The organism is Methylomonas methanica (genome assembly GCF_001644035.1).
Lineage (GTDB): Bacteria > Pseudomonadota > Gammaproteobacteria > Methylococcales > Methylomonadaceae > Methylomonas > Methylomonas methanica_A.
Genome location: NZ_LUUG01000060.1, coordinates 1 through 16,802, shown reverse-complemented (window position 1 = coordinate 16,802; position 16,802 = coordinate 1). Strand labels below are relative to the sequence as shown.

At 53.5% G+C, this 16,802-nt stretch carries 16 protein-coding genes and 1 riboswitch; of the genes, 4 read left to right on the top strand and 12 right to left on the bottom strand.

Features of this window, described 5'->3' with window-relative positions; all coding sequences use genetic code 11:
• Positions 1–23: 23 nt before the first annotated feature.
• Positions 24–105: riboswitch (cyclic di-GMP riboswitch) on the bottom strand.
• Positions 106–703: 598 nt separating this feature from the next.
• The 11 genes from A1332_RS08665 to A1332_RS08615 form a co-directional block, all read right to left on the bottom strand.
• Complete coding sequence (locus A1332_RS08665) at positions 704–985, bottom strand: antibiotic biosynthesis monooxygenase (RefSeq protein ID WP_064008104.1); 282 nt, start codon at positions 983–985, stop codon at positions 704–706.
• Between the two features lie 23 nt (positions 986–1,008).
• A complete protein-coding gene (locus A1332_RS08660) occupies positions 1,009–1,485 on the bottom strand; it encodes a cupin domain-containing protein (RefSeq protein WP_064008103.1) in 477 nt (158 codons plus the stop codon).
• Positions 1,486–1,678: 193 nt separating this feature from the next.
• On the bottom strand, positions 1,679–2,530 hold the full coding sequence (gene murI / locus A1332_RS08655) for a glutamate racemase (protein ID WP_064008102.1): 852 nt from the start codon (positions 2,528–2,530) through the stop codon (positions 1,679–1,681).
• Positions 2,531–2,569: 39 nt separating this feature from the next.
• The gene (locus tag A1332_RS08650; protein WP_064008101.1) at positions 2,570–3,196 is read right to left on the bottom strand and encodes a glutathione S-transferase family protein; all 627 of its coding nucleotides are present in this window, start codon (positions 3,194–3,196) and stop codon (positions 2,570–2,572) included.
• Between the two features lie 133 nt (positions 3,197–3,329).
• A complete protein-coding gene (locus A1332_RS08645; protein ID WP_157203973.1) occupies positions 3,330–7,343 on the bottom strand; it encodes a CHASE domain-containing protein in 4,014 nt (1,337 codons plus the stop codon).
• A 162-nt stretch (positions 7,344–7,505) separates the two neighbouring features.
• A complete protein-coding gene (locus tag A1332_RS08640; protein WP_064008099.1) occupies positions 7,506–8,555 on the bottom strand; it encodes an NAD(P)-dependent alcohol dehydrogenase in 1,050 nt (349 codons plus the stop codon).
• 86 nt (positions 8,556–8,641) lie between these two features.
• A complete protein-coding gene (locus tag A1332_RS08635) occupies positions 8,642–8,887 on the bottom strand; it encodes a YfhL family 4Fe-4S dicluster ferredoxin (RefSeq protein ID WP_020484474.1) in 246 nt (81 codons plus the stop codon).
• Positions 8,888–8,889: 2 nt separating this feature from the next.
• On the bottom strand, positions 8,890–9,375 hold the full coding sequence (gene coaD / locus A1332_RS08630) for a pantetheine-phosphate adenylyltransferase (RefSeq protein ID WP_064008098.1): 486 nt from the start codon (positions 9,373–9,375) through the stop codon (positions 8,890–8,892).
• 26 nt (positions 9,376–9,401) lie between these two features.
• Entirely contained in the window at positions 9,402–9,986 is a 585-nt protein-coding gene (rsmD, locus tag A1332_RS08625; RefSeq protein ID WP_064008097.1) for a 16S rRNA (guanine(966)-N(2))-methyltransferase RsmD, read from the bottom strand.
• A gap of 1 nt (position 9,987) precedes the next feature.
• Positions 9,988–11,286, bottom strand: coding sequence for a M16 family metallopeptidase (locus A1332_RS08620; RefSeq protein WP_064008096.1), 1,299 nt, complete (start codon positions 11,284–11,286; stop codon positions 9,988–9,990).
• Positions 11,276–12,646, bottom strand: coding sequence for a M16 family metallopeptidase (locus tag A1332_RS08615; RefSeq protein ID WP_064008095.1), 1,371 nt, complete (start codon positions 12,644–12,646; stop codon positions 11,276–11,278). Before A1332_RS08615 ends, A1332_RS08620 begins: the two co-directional genes overlap by 11 nt.
• A gap of 107 nt (positions 12,647–12,753) precedes the next feature.
• Here A1332_RS08615 and cyoE point away from each other — a divergent pair, with 107 nt between their 5' ends.
• A complete protein-coding gene (gene cyoE / locus A1332_RS08610) occupies positions 12,754–13,644 on the top strand; it encodes a heme o synthase (protein ID WP_064008094.1) in 891 nt (296 codons plus the stop codon).
• Positions 13,641–14,639, top strand: a complete 999-nt coding sequence (locus tag A1332_RS08605; protein ID WP_064008093.1) for a glycosyl transferase family protein — start codon at positions 13,641–13,643, stop codon at positions 14,637–14,639. The genes cyoE and A1332_RS08605 overlap by 4 nt, the downstream gene beginning before the upstream one ends.
• Positions 14,640–14,675: 36 nt before the next feature.
• Here the strand turns inward: A1332_RS08605 and A1332_RS08600 are convergent, their stop codons facing one another.
• Positions 14,676–15,308: a PilZ domain-containing protein gene (locus A1332_RS08600; protein ID WP_064008180.1), complete on the bottom strand. Its 633-nt coding sequence runs from the start codon at positions 15,306–15,308 to the stop codon at positions 14,676–14,678.
• 65 nt (positions 15,309–15,373) lie between these two features.
• On the opposite strand from A1332_RS08600, the gene A1332_RS08595 reads away from it, so the two are divergent.
• Both A1332_RS08595 and A1332_RS08590 read left to right on the top strand, forming a co-directional pair.
• Positions 15,374–15,964, top strand: coding sequence for a hypothetical protein (locus A1332_RS08595; RefSeq protein WP_082879610.1), 591 nt, complete (start codon positions 15,374–15,376; stop codon positions 15,962–15,964).
• A gap of 36 nt (positions 15,965–16,000) precedes the next feature.
• On the top strand, positions 16,001–16,486 hold the full coding sequence (locus A1332_RS08590; RefSeq protein WP_064008091.1) for an FKBP-type peptidyl-prolyl cis-trans isomerase: 486 nt from the start codon (positions 16,001–16,003) through the stop codon (positions 16,484–16,486).
• Positions 16,487–16,802: the final 316 nt, after the last annotated feature.

Sequence of the window (16,802 nt, the reverse complement as noted above, 5' to 3'; positions counted from 1 at the left end):
TATGCCGCAGCCCCCTATCACCTGGGAGCAGCTCGGCCAGCTTGCTTTGTCGCAAGCTCCGTAACTTTCCGAACCCGCTTCGCAACGGGGTTGGCGATTGACGACAGTCGCTTTTGTCTGCACAGGCCACATAGTCGTCTTTGAGAATATTGGAATTCTCTAATTTAAAGACATCAAAATCCGTGCCACCCGCCTGATCGCCTTGTAAGCTATTGATTACAAATTAGTGACCACTATTTTTGTGCCGATTTAACCGCAGGTTTGTTATGGCTTTTACGGCATATCCCGCACACCCTGAGCGAAAACACTGATTTATCAATTTGGCCCTTAAATCGGGTTCCATCCGCTTAAACGGAAGCCGTAAGACCGAGCAGTAAATCTATGCTGGCAACTGGGCTACCGCCTGCGCGGAATCGATGGTCAAAGGGAATTAAAGGCGGGGGAAACTGATTGTGTATAGCCGTCTGCATGAACATTTTCTGCTCATCGCTTGTGAAGGAGCGGCTTAGATACCGCATGTATCAGAAGTACTTTTGTGTAACGCAGGATGATTAAGCCTCTACCAAGAGGCCGATAAGATAGATTAGGGAAGCAAATAGCTATCGCACCCATGAAAGGTATCGGAGCGTGCTGAAGCAGCTCACTAGCGGAAGCAAATAAGCACCAGCAACGGTTGTGCCGGCAGCGTTGAGCAATGCCGCGATTAAAGCACGCCCCGCTCTATCTCTTGCAAATAGATAAATTTCGGTGCTTTTACGCCGGCCTGTTTTCTGATTTCCACCAACTCCGCAGACTCGAAAAAGCATCGGGCATGATCCAGCGAGGTCCAAGTAGAAAAGTGGACGATGTTATTGGCATCGTCATCGTAACGCAGCAACTGGTAGCTGATTTCTCCAGCGCGTTTTCTAATCTCGGCCGCCTGATCGAAAATCTGCTTCCAGGCCGGGTATGCAGCGACCTCATGGATGATTAGTACGTATGGCATAGACTCTCGTTTCGGTCCTATATTTAGTATGGCTCGCCGTCTTTGTGGGTGAATCGCCAACTCCCGTCAACCAGCAGTGCTTGCAAGTCATCGTCCGGGTAAAACGCCGCATCTCCAAGGCTTCTATCGCCAATTTCCAGGTATTGCACCTCTTCATTTGAGCGATTCAGCAACTGATGCGCATTGCCGGTACCGGCTTTAAATCCCGCGCACATTCCCGGCGCAAGCGGGGTTTCGCCAGCGTCCGTCACCAGTATCGGGTGGCCTTGCAGTATGTAAATAAACTCGTCTTGCAGCGAATGCGTGTGGCGTAAAGCCGAACTGGCGCCGGGCGCCAGCTTGGTTAGGTTGACACCGAAGTTTGTCAGATCGAATACCTCGCCGAGGCGGCGCTTTTCTCGCCCCGCCATGCGCGAGGCAAACGGTTCCGGATAGAGTGATGTGGTCCGTGGCGTCACGTCTGAGGCCGACAGAGCGATTGGAGTATGTTTATCGTTCATGGTGTCCCGGAAGTAGAAATCCGTGCGCCGAGCCTAACGCGCTAACCGTCAAGCTCGGTATGTTATTAACCCGGCCCTTAAATATCGTCACTCCCGCGAAAGCGGGAGCCCAGTTGCTACAATGGATTCGCTGCGCGGTCTAACGGCTCCCGCTTTCTCGGGAATGACCACCACAGGGAATTTAAGGACCTGGTTAATAAAATCCGGTGGATATTAGCCCAGGGCTCTGGACGCGATGGCCGAGCTGGCTGGCCCCCTGAACAAACACGCGGCAACCCCAGAGTGCCGATATAATCAAGCTTGCCTCTTCGATCGCTGTGCTGGAAAAAAAGCTGACCTCTGCGGCCCGCTCACCGGAAACAGACATAAGATTGCCGTTCAGACGCCGCGCCAGCTCTTTTGCCACCGCTGTAGCCGGGTCGATTATCATAAGGTCCGGCCCGACGATTTCGCGAATCAGCGACGCCAGAAACGGGTAATGCGTGCAGCCCAGCACGATGGTATCGGCGCCAGCCCGCAGCAAAGGCGCTAGATAGCGCACCAAAAGTTCGCGCGTGGCCTCGCTGTGCAATTGCGCCTTTTCAACTTGTTCGACCAGACCGGGACAAGGTTGTAACAGTATTTCAATGTCCTTACCGTAGGCCGCGCACAGCCGGGCCACACTTGGGCTGGCTAGAGTGCGGCTGGTGGCCAGCACGCCGACCACCCCGGATTTAGTGGTTTGCGCGGCCGGTTTGATGGCCGGCTCCATCGCCACCACCGGCACCGGACACCAAGCACGCAGCTTTTCAATCGCGACCACCGTCGCGGTATTGCACGCCACCACGATGGCCTTCACGCCGGCATAGAGCAGCAGCTCGGTAATCGTTGTCGCCCTATCCGCAATAAAATCCGCATCCCGGTCGCCGTAGGGCGCATAGCCGGAGTCAGCCACATAGAGCAAGTCTTCCAGGGGCAATTCCGCGCGAATTGCCCGCAGCACGGACAGACCGCCGACACCGGAATCGAATACGCCAATGGGGGCATCAGTGCGCAGCGCTGTCATGGATGGATGCAGTCTGGTTTTAGGCAATTTGAAAATTGATCAGGCTTGGCGCTGTTGTAAATACGCTTCGTTTAGGCGAATGGCTTGTAGGGCAGCCGGACGCGCATAGATTCGCGCCACATAGTCCTCGAACAGCGGGCGCTTGTCGATGGTGCCAAACATCATGCCCCAACCCAACTGCGAGCCCACATATACATCCGCCGCGGTAAATTGCTCGCCGCAAATATAAGGACCAGGGACTAGTGCTTTTTCGACGGCATCGATTGCTGCATCGTAACTGCCAAAGCCGACAAAGCCGTTCTTGCCCTCGGGTACTTGCCAACCCAGCGCCTTGGCGGTAACGGCCTGCTCCAACGGACCGGCCGCGAAAAACAGCCAACGGAAATAATCGGCGCGCGCGGGATGGTTTGCGGCCGGAAGCAGATTTTTCTCTGGATAACGATCAGCTAAATATGCGCAAATCGCTGCGGTTTCCGTGACCAACGCAGTGCCGTGTTTCAACGCCGGCACTTTGCCCAGCGGGTTAACAGCGAGATAGTCGGCACTTTTCATCGCGGCGCCAAATTCCAGCCAGACCGTTTCATAAGGCTCGCCTAGTTCTTCCAGCATCCAGTGGACGATGCGCCCACGCGACTGCGGATTGGTAAAAAACACCAGATCATTCATTGTGCGTTCTCCTTGGCTGGTTGAACTAAAGGCAATATGGCGCGGGATTTTACACCGATAAATTAACGCGGCTCTGATGATCTTTTGGGCGCAAGCTGTAGATTCGCATTAATCAGGAAAAAGTATCGAGCCACTATCCCAGCGACTCCAGCGCAGTTAGCGTTTCAGTGACGACCCGTTTAAACTCGCCGTAGTCGGCCTGATTTAAACTGTCCTGTTTTAGCAAAATACAAAATTTCGTCGCGGCGCTTTCCACCTGGCTTGCCCCCAAGTTGGCGGCGACGCCTTTCAAACCGTGCAGCGTGTCCCGCGCCGCCTGAAAATCCCGGTTCTCCAGCAGACCATCAAGCTCCGTCAGCGTGGTTGCGGTGCTGTTTCGAAAACTATTGAGTAACTCGGTCAAACAAGCTTCATCACCATCCAACATATCCAGCGTATTGCTGAAATCAAAACCGGGCAAGTCCATTAAGCCAGTCGACAAAATGCCGCGCTCGCTTTGCAGCACGTCACTTGCCGAAACAGCAACAGAGTCTCGCCCTATCTGCTTACACAAAACGTCGATCAGTTCGATCGGTTTAATCGGCTTGACCACAAACTCGTTTATGCCGCTGGCCCGGCATTTGTCCCGCTCTTCCTGCGTCACGCCGGCAGTTAGCGCGATAATGGGCAGTTCTTTATAAACAGGGTTCCGGCGTATTTGTTCGGCGGCAGCCAGACCGCTCAATACCGGCATATGAATATCCATCAATACGGCATCGTAACTATGCGCGTCGAGCAAGGCCAAGGCCTCACTGCCGTTGCCGGCAAGATCGACGCTTACCCCGCATAGCTCCAGAAACTCCTGCAATACCTTCTGGTTGATGACATGATCTTCGGCAATCAGGATGCGTGTACCGCGCAATGCGCCACCGCGCTGGCTCAGTGTTTTCGCCAAACCGCCGGCTTGGGTTTCAGAATTTGGCTGTGCCGCCGGCAAACCGGCTTGCTGCGCGGCAACGCCCAGCAATAACTCAAAACTAAAATTCGAACCCAGCCCCGGATTGCTTTCGACATGAAAATCACTGCCCATTAATTGCAACAGTTTTTGGCTGATGCTCAAGCCCAGCCCGGTGCCTCCAAAACGGCGAGTGATGGACGCATCCAGCTGACTGAAGGACTGAAACAATTTGGGCAGATCCGCCTCGGGGATGCCGATACCGGTATCCAAAACGCTAAATCGTAGTCTGGCTTGAGCATCGTTTGAATCCAGCAAAGCCACCCGCAAAGCGACACTACCGTGCTCGGTGAACTTGAGCGCATTGCCCAGCAGATTGGAGAGAATCTGTTGCAAACGCAGTGCATCGCCCACCAAACTTAAGGGTACGCCGGGCTCGACCTCTATATTGAAGTCCAGACGTTTTTCCGCTGCGTACAAGGCAAACAAACTATGCAGGTTGTCCAACACATTATTCAGGTTGAATTCGACCTGTTCGATACCCAGTTTACCGGCCTCCATTTTGGAGAAGTCGAGAATATCGTTGAGTATGCCGAGCAAACTTACCGAACTGCCGTGGATTTTTTGCAGATAATCCCTTACCTCGTCCGATACCGGCTTATTCAACGCCAGCTGCGACAAGCCAATCACCGCGTTCATCGGCGTGCGGATTTCGTGCGACATGTTTGCCAGGAACTCCGATTTGAACACCGCCATGGTCTCGGCGGCTTCTTTGGCTTCGATCAGAGCCTGTTCCACCCGCTTCTGCTCGCTAAGATCGCGAACCACGCTTTGTAATACCAAATGACCGTCCAAGCTGACCCTCGCCAGCGTCACCCGCGCCGGGAAAATCCTGCCGTCGGCACGCCGGTGCAGCCACTCGAACTCCAAATGACCGTTTTTTATCGCAGTGGCCATATATTCGTTGGCCAACTCTACCGAATCCCTACCGTTTGCCTGATTTGGCGGGGAAACCATACCTGGGTGCAAGCGGCAAAACTCGGAAACGGCATCGTAGCCGAATAAATCCAAGGTGGCCTGATTACAATCCAGAAATCCGCTGCTGTCGGCCATCATCACCGCATCATGCGAACTATTGAACAGCTTCCGATACTTCAACTCACTTTGTCGCAGGACTTCCTTATTGGCTTTGGCTTGCGTGACGTCCTCGGTAATGAACCAAATATAATCTTGACCTCCGGTGCCGGCGACTTTGGTACCGCTCAGTTGCAATGACACCGACCGCCCTTTTTTATGGATAAACGTGGCTTCGTCGGAGCCATACTGCCCAGTTCTCGCTAACCAATTTAATTGCTCGTCCAAATCTTGCTCTTTATCGGCGGATAAGCACAGATAATCGAGCTGTTTGAGTTCTTCCTCCGTGTACCCCGTCATCCGCTGGAACGCATGATTGAATTCAACGAATTTGCCGTGCACGTCCAGCAAAGCGATACCTAACGGCGATAGTTCGTACAAGTCCCGAAGCTTTTGGCCTTTCTCCGCCAATCGAATATACGCATTCTTTAAACTTGAGTTTGCCGCATCGAGTTGGGCGGTACGCTGATCGACCAGTGCCGCCACCATCGCCGCCCTGCCGGTGGCGGATAACAAATACACGCTCAACAGCATGGTAAACAGCAATCCGCCCAGTAATACCATCCACGGTAGCCAGGAGGCATGCGTCGATACGAACATAGCCTCCGGCTGGACAATAATTTCCAGCATACGATTGCCGAAGCGGATGGATTGCCTGGACTCTCTTATACCGCTCGTCAGCGCTTTCAGCGCGCCGTGTAACAGCGTGGCGTGGTTTTCCGCATCGTAATAGAGTAGCGCCACGTTCATACCGTCAAGATTTAAACCTTGCATGGCCGCATTCACTAAGGAATCAATTCGCACCACTGTTGACAAAAACCCGCTAAACGCCGGCTCCGAGCTTGTGGAGTTAGCGAGGTAGACAGGCATCATCAGCAATACGGCTTGATTAGCTTGACCGTCTTGCACCAGTTGAATGGGTCGGGTGACGCTGACCGATTGACTGGCCCTGGCTTCGGTTAGAGCTTCTCTGCGAACGGGCTCCGAACTCAAGTCAAAGCCCAACGCAGGCATATTAGTGGATGAAGGCTCGATATAGGTGACCGGGAAATACTCTGCACGCTCTTGAGCCTTGATAAACTGCCGATCCGCGCCAAGCTCCTTGATCGTAAAATCTTTATATCCTTGGTCGCGGAACGACTGTTCGTAAGACGCCCGCTGTTCGCTCGGGATCTGTGATACCCAGCTCAGCGCTCGAATATGCGCATTCTGTGTCAGCACGCTATTAGCAAAAACACTGAATTTATCCCGATCAATCGGGCTGGCCGCTTGAAAAAAGCTATTGAGTGAAAAAGACGCTTTCAGCACTGCGGAAAAGTTCTCCGCCAAGGCTTTATGGACTGCACTGGCATTGCTGTCGAATTGCAGTTGTAGCCGGCTGTCTTCCGCACGCAAAACCAGTACGAAAGTCACGATGAGTCCGGCCAACATCGCCACCATAGGCATGGCCACACCCAGTAATCTGGGGCGCCAAAGCACTCTTGGCTCGGCAAACAAGCAAAAAACCAAAGGCGATATGATGATGGTTCCCAGACAATCGCCTATCCACCAATTCCACCAAGCCACCGAAATATTGGCATTGGTTAAAACATCGAAGCCAACTAGAGTGCTTACCCCGACGGAGGCGGCGATCAAGCAACTCAAAGGCCCGACTAGTAACACATAGCGGAAAATGTTTTTGCCGTTATCCAGACGCGGTACGCCAGACCCCAGAAAGCGTTGCGACAGCCAAGCGCCGGCCAATGCTTGCAAAGTGCTGCCGACCGCAATCCCCATAGCCACGAAAACCGTCGACGGCGTCAAATAGCCGCTTAAATCGTATCCATACAACAGATTTGTCAGGAACGATCCGCACCATATTCCCGGCCAGATCTTCTTACCCCAGAGCAGCACCGCAGCCAGCGCAATCCCTGCCGGCGGCCAGATCGGACTGGCATAGCCCGGCGGTATAGCCAAGCGCAGGGCTGCCCAACCGGCCACGACCATACTTGCTGTCAGAAAAATATATCGGTAAAAGCTCAAACGCATGCGTTCTCTGTCCAACACGCCATCAGAAATGAGATGGAGATTATAGGTCAAATGCTTTGCTAGGGATGTTGGTCAACCAAAACCTGAACAATCGAAATTACAAGAGCTCTCAGCGCCCCTGCCTGCGGGAATTATTAACCCGGCCCTAAATTCCCCGTGAAAGCGGGAGCTGCGCTATTTAAGAACCGGGGGATAGGCCATTTTGATGGGTGTTTAGACCGGCAAAGTTGCCATATCGATCACAAAGCGGTATTTCACGTCGCTTTTCAACATGCGTTGATAGGCGTCATTGATACCGGCCATCGGAATCAACTCAATGTCGGAAACGATGTTGTGCTCGGCGCAGAAATCCAGCATTTCCTGGGTTTCGCGAATGCCGCCGATCAGCGATCCCGCCAGTGCGCGGCGACGGAATATCAGGTTGCCGACATTCGGTGACGGGTGCGGCTCGGACGGTACGCCGACCAGACACATCGTGCCGTCGCGCTTCAACAGACTAAGATATTGATCCAGATCGTGTTGCGCGGCGACGGTATTTAAAATGAAATCGAAGCTGTTTAAATGCTTCTCCATTTCGTCGGCATGTTTGGAAATCACCACCTCGCTAGCCCCCAAGCGCTTGGCATCGGCTTCCTTGCCTGGCGAAGTGGTAAACAGTACGACTTCCGCGCCAAAAGCATGCGCGAATTTTAGCCCCATGTGACCCAACCCGCCCAACCCAACGATGCCAACTTTGTGGCCTTTGCCGATTTTCCAGTGCCGCAACGGCGAATAGGTGGTGATACCGGCGCATAGCAAGGGAGCTACCGCTGATAGCTCCAGTTTATCGGAAACATGCAATACAAAACCCTGATCGACCACGATCTGATTGGAGTAGCCGCCATAAGTCATTTTGCCGGTATGTTTGTCCGGGCTGTTGTAGGTAAATATTGTCTGGTCGCAAAACTGCTCCTGATGATCCTGACAATCGGGACAAACACCGCAAGAATCGACCATGCAGCCCACCCCAGCCAAATCACCCAGCTTGAAATTGGTGACTTGTGAGCCGATTTCCACGACTCTGCCGACAATTTCGTGCCCCGGCACTATCGGAAACGTGGTCCCGCGCCATTCGTTGCGCACCTGATGTAAATCGCTATGGCAAACGCCGCAATAGAGAATTTCGATACGCACATCCTCGGGGCCGGGCTGCCGGCGCTCGAAATGAAAAGAGCGTAGCGGTGTTTGCGGGTTGTAGGCAGCATAGCCAACCGTTTTAAGCATATCGATCTCCTGCGTTTAGAGGGTGCACTTATTGCCCGCGCTAGCCAGTTAACTTGACCGGACGGGGCAACAGCCAATTCCGGGTGCTAACTCGTCAATTTCAAATACTTCTGATACAGGCTGTCCTTATCCTCGACCACATCCGGATCCTTATCGATACAATCCACCGGACAAACTTCCATGCACTGCGGTTTGTCGTGGTGGCCTATGCATTCTGTGCATAGGGACGGGTTGATCACGTAAATGTCTTCGCCTTGCGAAATGGCGCCGTTCGGGCACTCCGGTTCGCAGACATCGCAATTGATACAGTCGTCGCTAATAATGAGCGCCATGATTACTCCTCGGAAAATTTTTCGGTTAAGCGTTGTTTGACCACATCCGGCACAAAGCTGGACACGTCCCCGTTCAGTTGGGCGATTTCGCGGATCATGCTGGACGAGATGAATTCGTATTGTTCGGCCGGGGTCAGAAATACCGTTTCAATATTGGGTGACAGGCGGCGATTCATACCGGCCAACTGAAATTCGTATTCAAAGTCCGACACCGCGCGCAAGCCGCGGATGATCACGCTGGCTTGATGTTGCTTGGCGCATTCGACCAGCAATATGTCGAAACCAATCACGCTGACATTGCTGAATTCGGTGACCACTTCCTGAATCAAGGCCACGCGTTCTTCCAGAGAAAATAGCGGCTTTTTACCTCGGCTGACTGCAACGGCAACGATGACATGTTGGTAAAGCCGGGAGGCGCGGTGGATCAGATCCAGATGACCGTTGGTGATGGGATCGAAGGTGCCGGGATAAATCGCGGTAATGTTCATCGGCTTTAGAAACAGGCAAAAGCGGCTTATTTTAAACCATTCGCCGCGGCAAAAGTATCCGATTGCTTTTGCAGCAAGTTATAGCTGACTTCGCCGGCCGTCTTGGCTTTCAGCAAGCGCCAATCGGCTGGTAAATTGTCCAGCGGTCGATCACGCTCGCATTCCAGATAGATTTTGGCGTAATTGGCCAGCCAACCCTTGCTATCCAGCAGTTGGCAGGCCTGACCGATCAAATCCTGTCCGAACGGCGGATCCAGGAAAACCAAGTCGAACGGTTGCGCCGGTCCGTTTAAAAACTGACCGACATCTTGCTGCACCACCTTAATCTGCGTTGCCGCCAATTTGGCGACGTTCTCGCGCAGCTTTTGGCAGCTGGCAGGATTATTTTCCACTTGCACCACTTGCTTGGCACCTCGGGATGCCGCTTCGAGGCCCAAGGCGCCACTGCCGGCGTAAAGATCCAGGCAGCGGCTATTCAGGATGTCGGATTGCAGCCAATTGAACAAGGTTTCCCGCACCCGCGACGGCGTCGGCCGCAAACCCGGCGCGTCGTCGAATACGATTTGCCGGCTGCGCCATTCACCACCGATGATGCGGATTTGGTTAGACACTTTATTTACCCGCACCCACCGTCACGGTTTGCAACAACTCCGGTTTTACCCGGCGTTTGAACGCATCCTTGATTTGCTCGATGCTGATGGCTTCGACATTACTCTGAAAAGTCTCCAGATAATCCAGCGGCTGTTGATAAAAGCCGATCATCGCCACATAGTCTGTGAGCTTGCTGTTGGTATCGAAACGCATCGCAAAGCCGCCGGTAATATTTTGCTTGGCTGCGGTCAGTTCCTTATCGTTCGGACCTTTATCCAGAAACTCGTTGAAAGTCTTCAGCAAGACGTCCAAAGCCTGCTCGGTCTGATCGTTGCGGGTTTGCAAACTCATCATGAACGGTCCTTGCCGGTACATCGGCGCGAACACGCTGTAAGCGCCGTAAGCCAAACCGCGCTTCTCCCGTACTTCTTCAAACAGCCTGGAAACCATACTGCCGCCGCCCAAGATGTGGTTACCCACATACAGCGCAAAATAGTCCGGGTCCTTGCGATAGGTGCCGGGTAAACCGACTAACACGTGAGTTTGGGTAGACGGAAACTCGATGTGCTGTTTGCTGGCCTTGCCGGGCATCGTCACCGCCGGGATTTCGGCGGGCTTGCTGCCGACCGGCAACTTGCTCAGCAACTGGTTAGCAGTTTGCTCGGCTTGTTCGCGACTGACGTCGCCGACGATGACCACCATCGCGTTGGCCGCGACATAGTATTTTTGATAAAAGCTTTTCAGATCGTCAGCGCTAAAACCGGCTACTGTTTCCACCACACCGGATTCCGGATGTGCATAAGGATGATCGCCATACAGCGCTTTGTTGAAGGCAATACCGGCCAGTTCGCCCGGCGATTCTTCCCGGTGTTTCAAACCGGCCAGGGTACGGGCTTTTTCCCGCTCAAAGTCCGCTTGATTGAAGGCCGGCTTGCTCAACACGGTTTCGAAAGTCGCCAGGGCTTTATCGAACAAGGCTTTTTCTGTCAGCGTCCGCACTGCCAACCAAGCCATGTCTTCGCTGACGCCGGCCGAATAATTGGCGCCTACCGATTCGAAGCGCTGAGCGATGTCGTCGGCACTCAACTCGCCGGCCCCGCTATCCAGCAATGCCGAGGTCAGTGCGGCGACGCCGAATTGCGCTTCGTCGCGAGCACTACCGGCATCGAATACCACCCGCACATCCACCATCGGCAAGCCGGCGGTGCGCACGTAATAAACCCGACTGCCTTGCGGAGTTTGCCAGTTTTCGATTTTGGCGGCGGACCAGACGGTCTGGCTCAACAGCAATAGTGCCAAGCCGATTAAATTAAAACGCATGATGGCCTCCTATGGCTTTTGCAGGTTTGGCGGCTTGGGTGATCGGCTGCGGGTCGAGATAAGCGACGGTGAGCGTATCCTCGATCAAATATTTCCGCGCCACTTCCCTGACCTGTTCGGCGGTGACTTGGTTGATCTTGTCTACGTACTCGTCGGCTTTCTGCCAACCGATACCCACGGTTTCCAGCGTGCCCAACTGCATGGCTTGATAGAAGTTGGAGTCTTTTTGATACACCGCGCTAGCCAATACTTGTGCCTTGATGCGTTGCAATTCGTCCTTGGCTATCAGTTCGTTCTTCAATTGATAGACTTCGTCCAGCAAGGCGTATTCCAGATCGAACACGGTCTTGCCTTCGGCAGGGGTCGCTTCCAGCAGGAACATCTCGGGTAAGCGCGAGGTAAAATCATAACCCGCACCAGCCGATACCGCGATTTGTTTGCCCCTGACCAGGCGCGAAGACAAGCGGGCGCTATCGCCGCCGTCCAGCACACCCGCCAATACTTCCAGCGCGTAAGCTTCCCATTCCGGCTTGGCGGTTTTTAAAACCGGCACTTTATAGCCCATCATCAAATACGGCAGTTTGGCGGGGGCTTTTACGGTAATCCGGCGCACGCCGCGTTGCTCGCTTTCGTCTTGCGGTTTTACCGGTTTCAACACGCTGGGTTGTAGCGGCGCGAAATATTGCTCGGCGAGTTTCTCGACTTGCAGCGCATCGACGTCGCCCACCACCACCAGCGTGGCGTTATTGGGCGCATACCATTGTTGATACCAGGCTTGTAGGTCTTCGACTTTGTAGTTGGCAATATCGGACGGCCAGCCGATCACCGGATTTTGGTAGGGGCTGTTGGTGAATGCCGTCGCCATGAATTGCTCGTGCACTTTGGCGCGCGGCTGATCGTCGGTGCGCATGCGCCGCTCTTCGGTGACCACTTCCAGTTCTTTTTTCAGTTCCTCGGCTTTCAAATCCAGATTGCGCATCCGGTCGCTTTCCAGTTTAAAGCTGATTTCCAGACGGGACTTTTCCAGGGTTTGGAAATAGGCGGTGTAATCCTGACCGGTGAACGCGTTCTCGTTGCCGCCGTTTTCGGCGATGATCCGGGAAAACTCGCCGGCCGGATATTTTGCGGTGCCTTTGAACATCATGTGCTCCAGCATGTGCGAGATGCCGGTGATGCCGCCGGGCTCGTAACTGGAGCCAACCTTGTACCAAACTTGCGATACTACCACCGGCGAACGATGATCCTCCTTTACCAATAGTTTCAAGCCGTTGCTAAAAACATGTTCGTGTACCTTGCCGGCCTCGGCATGTGCCGCGACAGCAGGGCAAAGCAGCGCTAACGCCGCGAGCCTATAGTTCATAAATCCCTCGTTGACTAAAAGATGGTGAGCGCTTGTGATTATTTTAATAATCAATGGTTCACTGTTATTCTATATGTTTAAAGACCTGCAAATCCATTTGGTACTTGATGACCGACACAACCTCCGCGCTATCCTGGAAAGACTACTTAGAACTCTGTAAGCCCAGAGTCGTGGCATTGATCGTGTTTACCGCCGTTGTCGGCATGCTGCTAGCCGTACCCGGCATGCCGCCGCTGGATAACTTTTTCTACGGCAGCATAGGCATCGCCCTAGCGGCCTCCTCGGCGGCGGCGATCAATCATTTCATCGATCAAAAAGCCGATGCGGAGATGGGTCGCACCAAGAATAGACCACTGCCCACCGGGCATTTGAACTCGCACCAGGTATTGGTGTTCGCCAGCTTGCTCGGCTTTGTTGCGATGGCCATCCTGACCATCAAGATCAACGTGTTGACCGCCTTCCTGACCTTTTTGTCGCTGATCGGCTATGCACTAATTTATACTGTATACCTTAAAAAAATGACCCCGCAGAATATCGTCATCGGCGGTGCGGCCGGCGCGGCGCCACCGGTGTTGGGTTGGGTGGCGATTACCGGCGAAGTGCATCCGCATGCGTTGCTGTTGTTTTTGATTATCTTCGTATGGACGCCGCCGCATTTCTGGGCTTTGGCGATCGCCAAACGTGAGGAATACGCCAAGGTTTCCATCCCGATGCTACCTGTGACGCATGGTGTCGAATTCACCCGCTTGCAGATTTTGCTATATACCATTCTGCTGCTAATCACTACTTTGTTGCCCTACCTGACAGGCATGAGCGGCTTGATTTATTTACTAGCGGCCGTGGTTTTGGGCTTGGGTTTTATCTATTACGCGATTCAAATGATGCGTAAGAAAGACAATAAAACCGCGATGCGCACCTTCGGTTATTCCATTGTTTATCTGATGCTGATTTTCGCGGCATTGCTGATCGATCATTATTTCCCACTGTCATTCTCATGAGCTTGTTGACCCAGGAACATCCGTTCGCGGAATTTATCAAGATACTCGGCAAGGGCAAAAAAGGCGCCCGGCCACTGACCCAAGACGAAGCCTACCGGGCCATGCAAATGATCTTGGCCGACGGTCAAGTCGAGCAGATTCAACTCGGCGCGTTTTTGATGCTGATGCGCGTCAAGGAAGAAACCTGCGAAGAGCTGGCCGGCTTCGTGCAAGCCGCTAGGGAAAGTTTTGCTTTCGAATCCAAAGTAGCGGTCGATCTGGACTGGTCGTCTTACGCCGGCAAACGCCGCCATCTGCCCTGGTTTTTATTATCCACATTGCTGCTGGCCGAGAACGGCATCAAAGTATTCATGCACGGCACCGGCGGTCACACCCAAGGCCGTTTGTATACCGAGAATGCGCTGCAAGCTCTGGGGATTAAGGCCGCAACCTCGATAACCGAAGCGGGCCAGCAGTTGCAGCAAGACAATTTCAGCTATCTGTCGTTGGAATATATTTGCCCGAAACTGTACGACATGATCAATCTGCGGCCCATTATGGGTCTGCGCTCGCCGGTGCATACCCTGGTTAGATTGTTGAATCCGTTCGACGCCACAGCCAGCATTCAAGGCATCTTCCATCCCAGCTACCGCCAGGTGCATCAAAAAGCCGCGTTGCTGCTGGATCAAAAACACATGGCGGTGTTAAAAGGCGAAGGCGGCGAAACCGAGCGTAATCCCGATGTGGAATGCCTGGTGCAAAGCGTCAATGACGGCGAACTTAACGATGAAACCTGGCCGGCCTTGTTCGAACGCCGACATATGAAAGCCGAAGATATGGACCCGCAGTTATTGGCGCAGTTTTGGCGTGGGGAGTTTAACGACGAATTCGGTGAAGCCACCGTGATCGCTACTGCCGCGATTGCATTGAAGCTGCTGGGCAAAGCCGATGACCAAGAACACGCTCAGCAATTGGCGACCGGGTTTTGGGCGGCGCGCAATCGGCAACGGTTTTGAATCCCAGGCCGACCGCGTTTTAGAAAGCGAAATAGTTTAGCCAGCTTCCAGCGGCGGGTGGCTAAAGTTGGGAATACCCTTGATGTAATCGCGTTGCATATGCATGTATTGCAGACCCATCAGCGTGGAAATATCGTCGTGATCGATCCAAACGACTTTCACCTCACCCTCCAGATTCAAATGCTTGTAGTCGAATTTGGCCACCGTGCCGTCCGGCACCTCAACTCTACCCAACATGCGTATCATCAAGCCGTCCACCGAGACATTTTCGGTATTGAACGCATAATCGGTATCGTTGAAAACGATATGACCGGGCGCGGTCATATTTTTGCGATAGGCTCGGCGGCTGTAGAGTAAATTATCGGTATCGTAAGACAGATTGCGAAACTCGATGGCAATTTCAAACCCGTCTTCGGTCGCTTCGGCGCGCGCCATTTCAGCCTCGCCGGCCAAGCGCATGTCCGGCAGATAAAAATCGACTATCGGCGAAACTTGCAAAGCGTTGAAAATGTCTTTGATGTCGTTGACCTGGGGATTGACCTTTAAAACCGCCAGCAAGCCGGACAGCGACAGATTCACGACCCAAATCTCGTGCTCTTCAAAGCCCAGATACAATAATCCCTGGCTAGTCAGATTTTTGCGGTAGGCGCGATTTTCGGTCGTTGGCATAATAATCCTTATATTTACAGGGCCTTCTAAGCGCGAGCCCATTTTACAATCTGATGCGTTGGGATATGAAAAGCAGAACAATTTGTCTCGCAAGTCTAGCGGTTTTATCGGCCTGCACAACCATGCCGCCGAAAAACCCGGAAAATATCTGTCAAATTTTCCGGGAAAAAGACGATTGGTATCAAGCAACCTTAAGTTCCGCGCGGCGCTGGGGCGTACCCATCGCAGTGCAGATGGCCATCATTAACCAGGAATCCAGCTTCGTCGCTGACGCCCAACCGCCAAGACCGATGATTCTGGGCTTTATCCCCTGGTTTCGTGCCAGCAGCGCTTACGGTTATCCGCAAGCCAAGGACGAAACCTGGGCCGACTATCAGCAGAAAGCCGGCAACGGCTGGGCAGATAGAGAGGATTTCGCCGACAGCTGCGACTTTGTGGCCTGGTATTGTGCGACCAGCAACCGCAAGCTGGGTATCCCCACCTCCGACGCCAACAAATTATATCTAACCTACCACGAAGGCTTAGGCGGCTATCAACGCAGCAGTTATTTATCCAAGCAGTGGCTGATGAACACCGCGCAAAAAGTCCACCAACGCGCCTTGCGTTACGACGCGCAACTGGCAAGCTGCCGGCAGGAGCTGGAACAAAAAAACTGATAAACTAGCCGCCCCAATCATCTAACGGGAGTTTTCATGAAATCCACGAAACAACGTGTCATCGCAATTTTAATCGCATTTATTACAGGATTTGCTATGTTCTCACTGGCCAACGCCAATGCCCCAACCCCCGCCGAAAATAAAGCTGCCGGGGAAAAATTTCTGGCCGAAAACGCCAAAACCGCCGGCGTGGTAACCACCGCCAGCGGTCTGCAATATCTGGTCTTCACCGAAGGCACCGGCGCGCAACCCAAAGCCAGCGACAACGTCACCGTACACTACAAAGGCACCACCATCGACGGCAAGGAATTCGATAGCTCCTACGGCCGCGGAGCACCCGCCACTTTCCCACTGAACCACGTCATCCCCGGCTGGACCGAAGGAGTGCAATTGATGAAAGAAGGCGCTAAATACCGGTTCTTCATTCCTTCCAACCTGGCTTATGGCGAGCGTGGGGCTGGGCGGGATATTGGGCCTAATGCGGCGTTGATTTTTGATGTTGAGTTGATTAAGGTCAATTAAGTTGATGTCGCTAACGCGACAGTTTGTTTAGAAGTCGGGTTTCGGCCCGACAGCCGAGATACTTTCTTTTGCTCCGCCAAAAGAAAGTATCCAAAGAAAAGGCGGCCCGGATGCCGCTTATGCCCTGCGCTCCTCGCTTTTGCCGGGGGTTGCCGAAAGGGGCTTCCTGCCCCTTCGGCAACGCGCCGCATCCCTGCGGCGCCCCTGCGGGCTATTCACTCGGCACCTCCCTGTACCTCGCCCTTCGGGTGCTGCGCATGCAAATCGGCTATCCTGCCGATTTGTCCCGCCAAAAGCTCCGGTGCTCGGCGCGGCA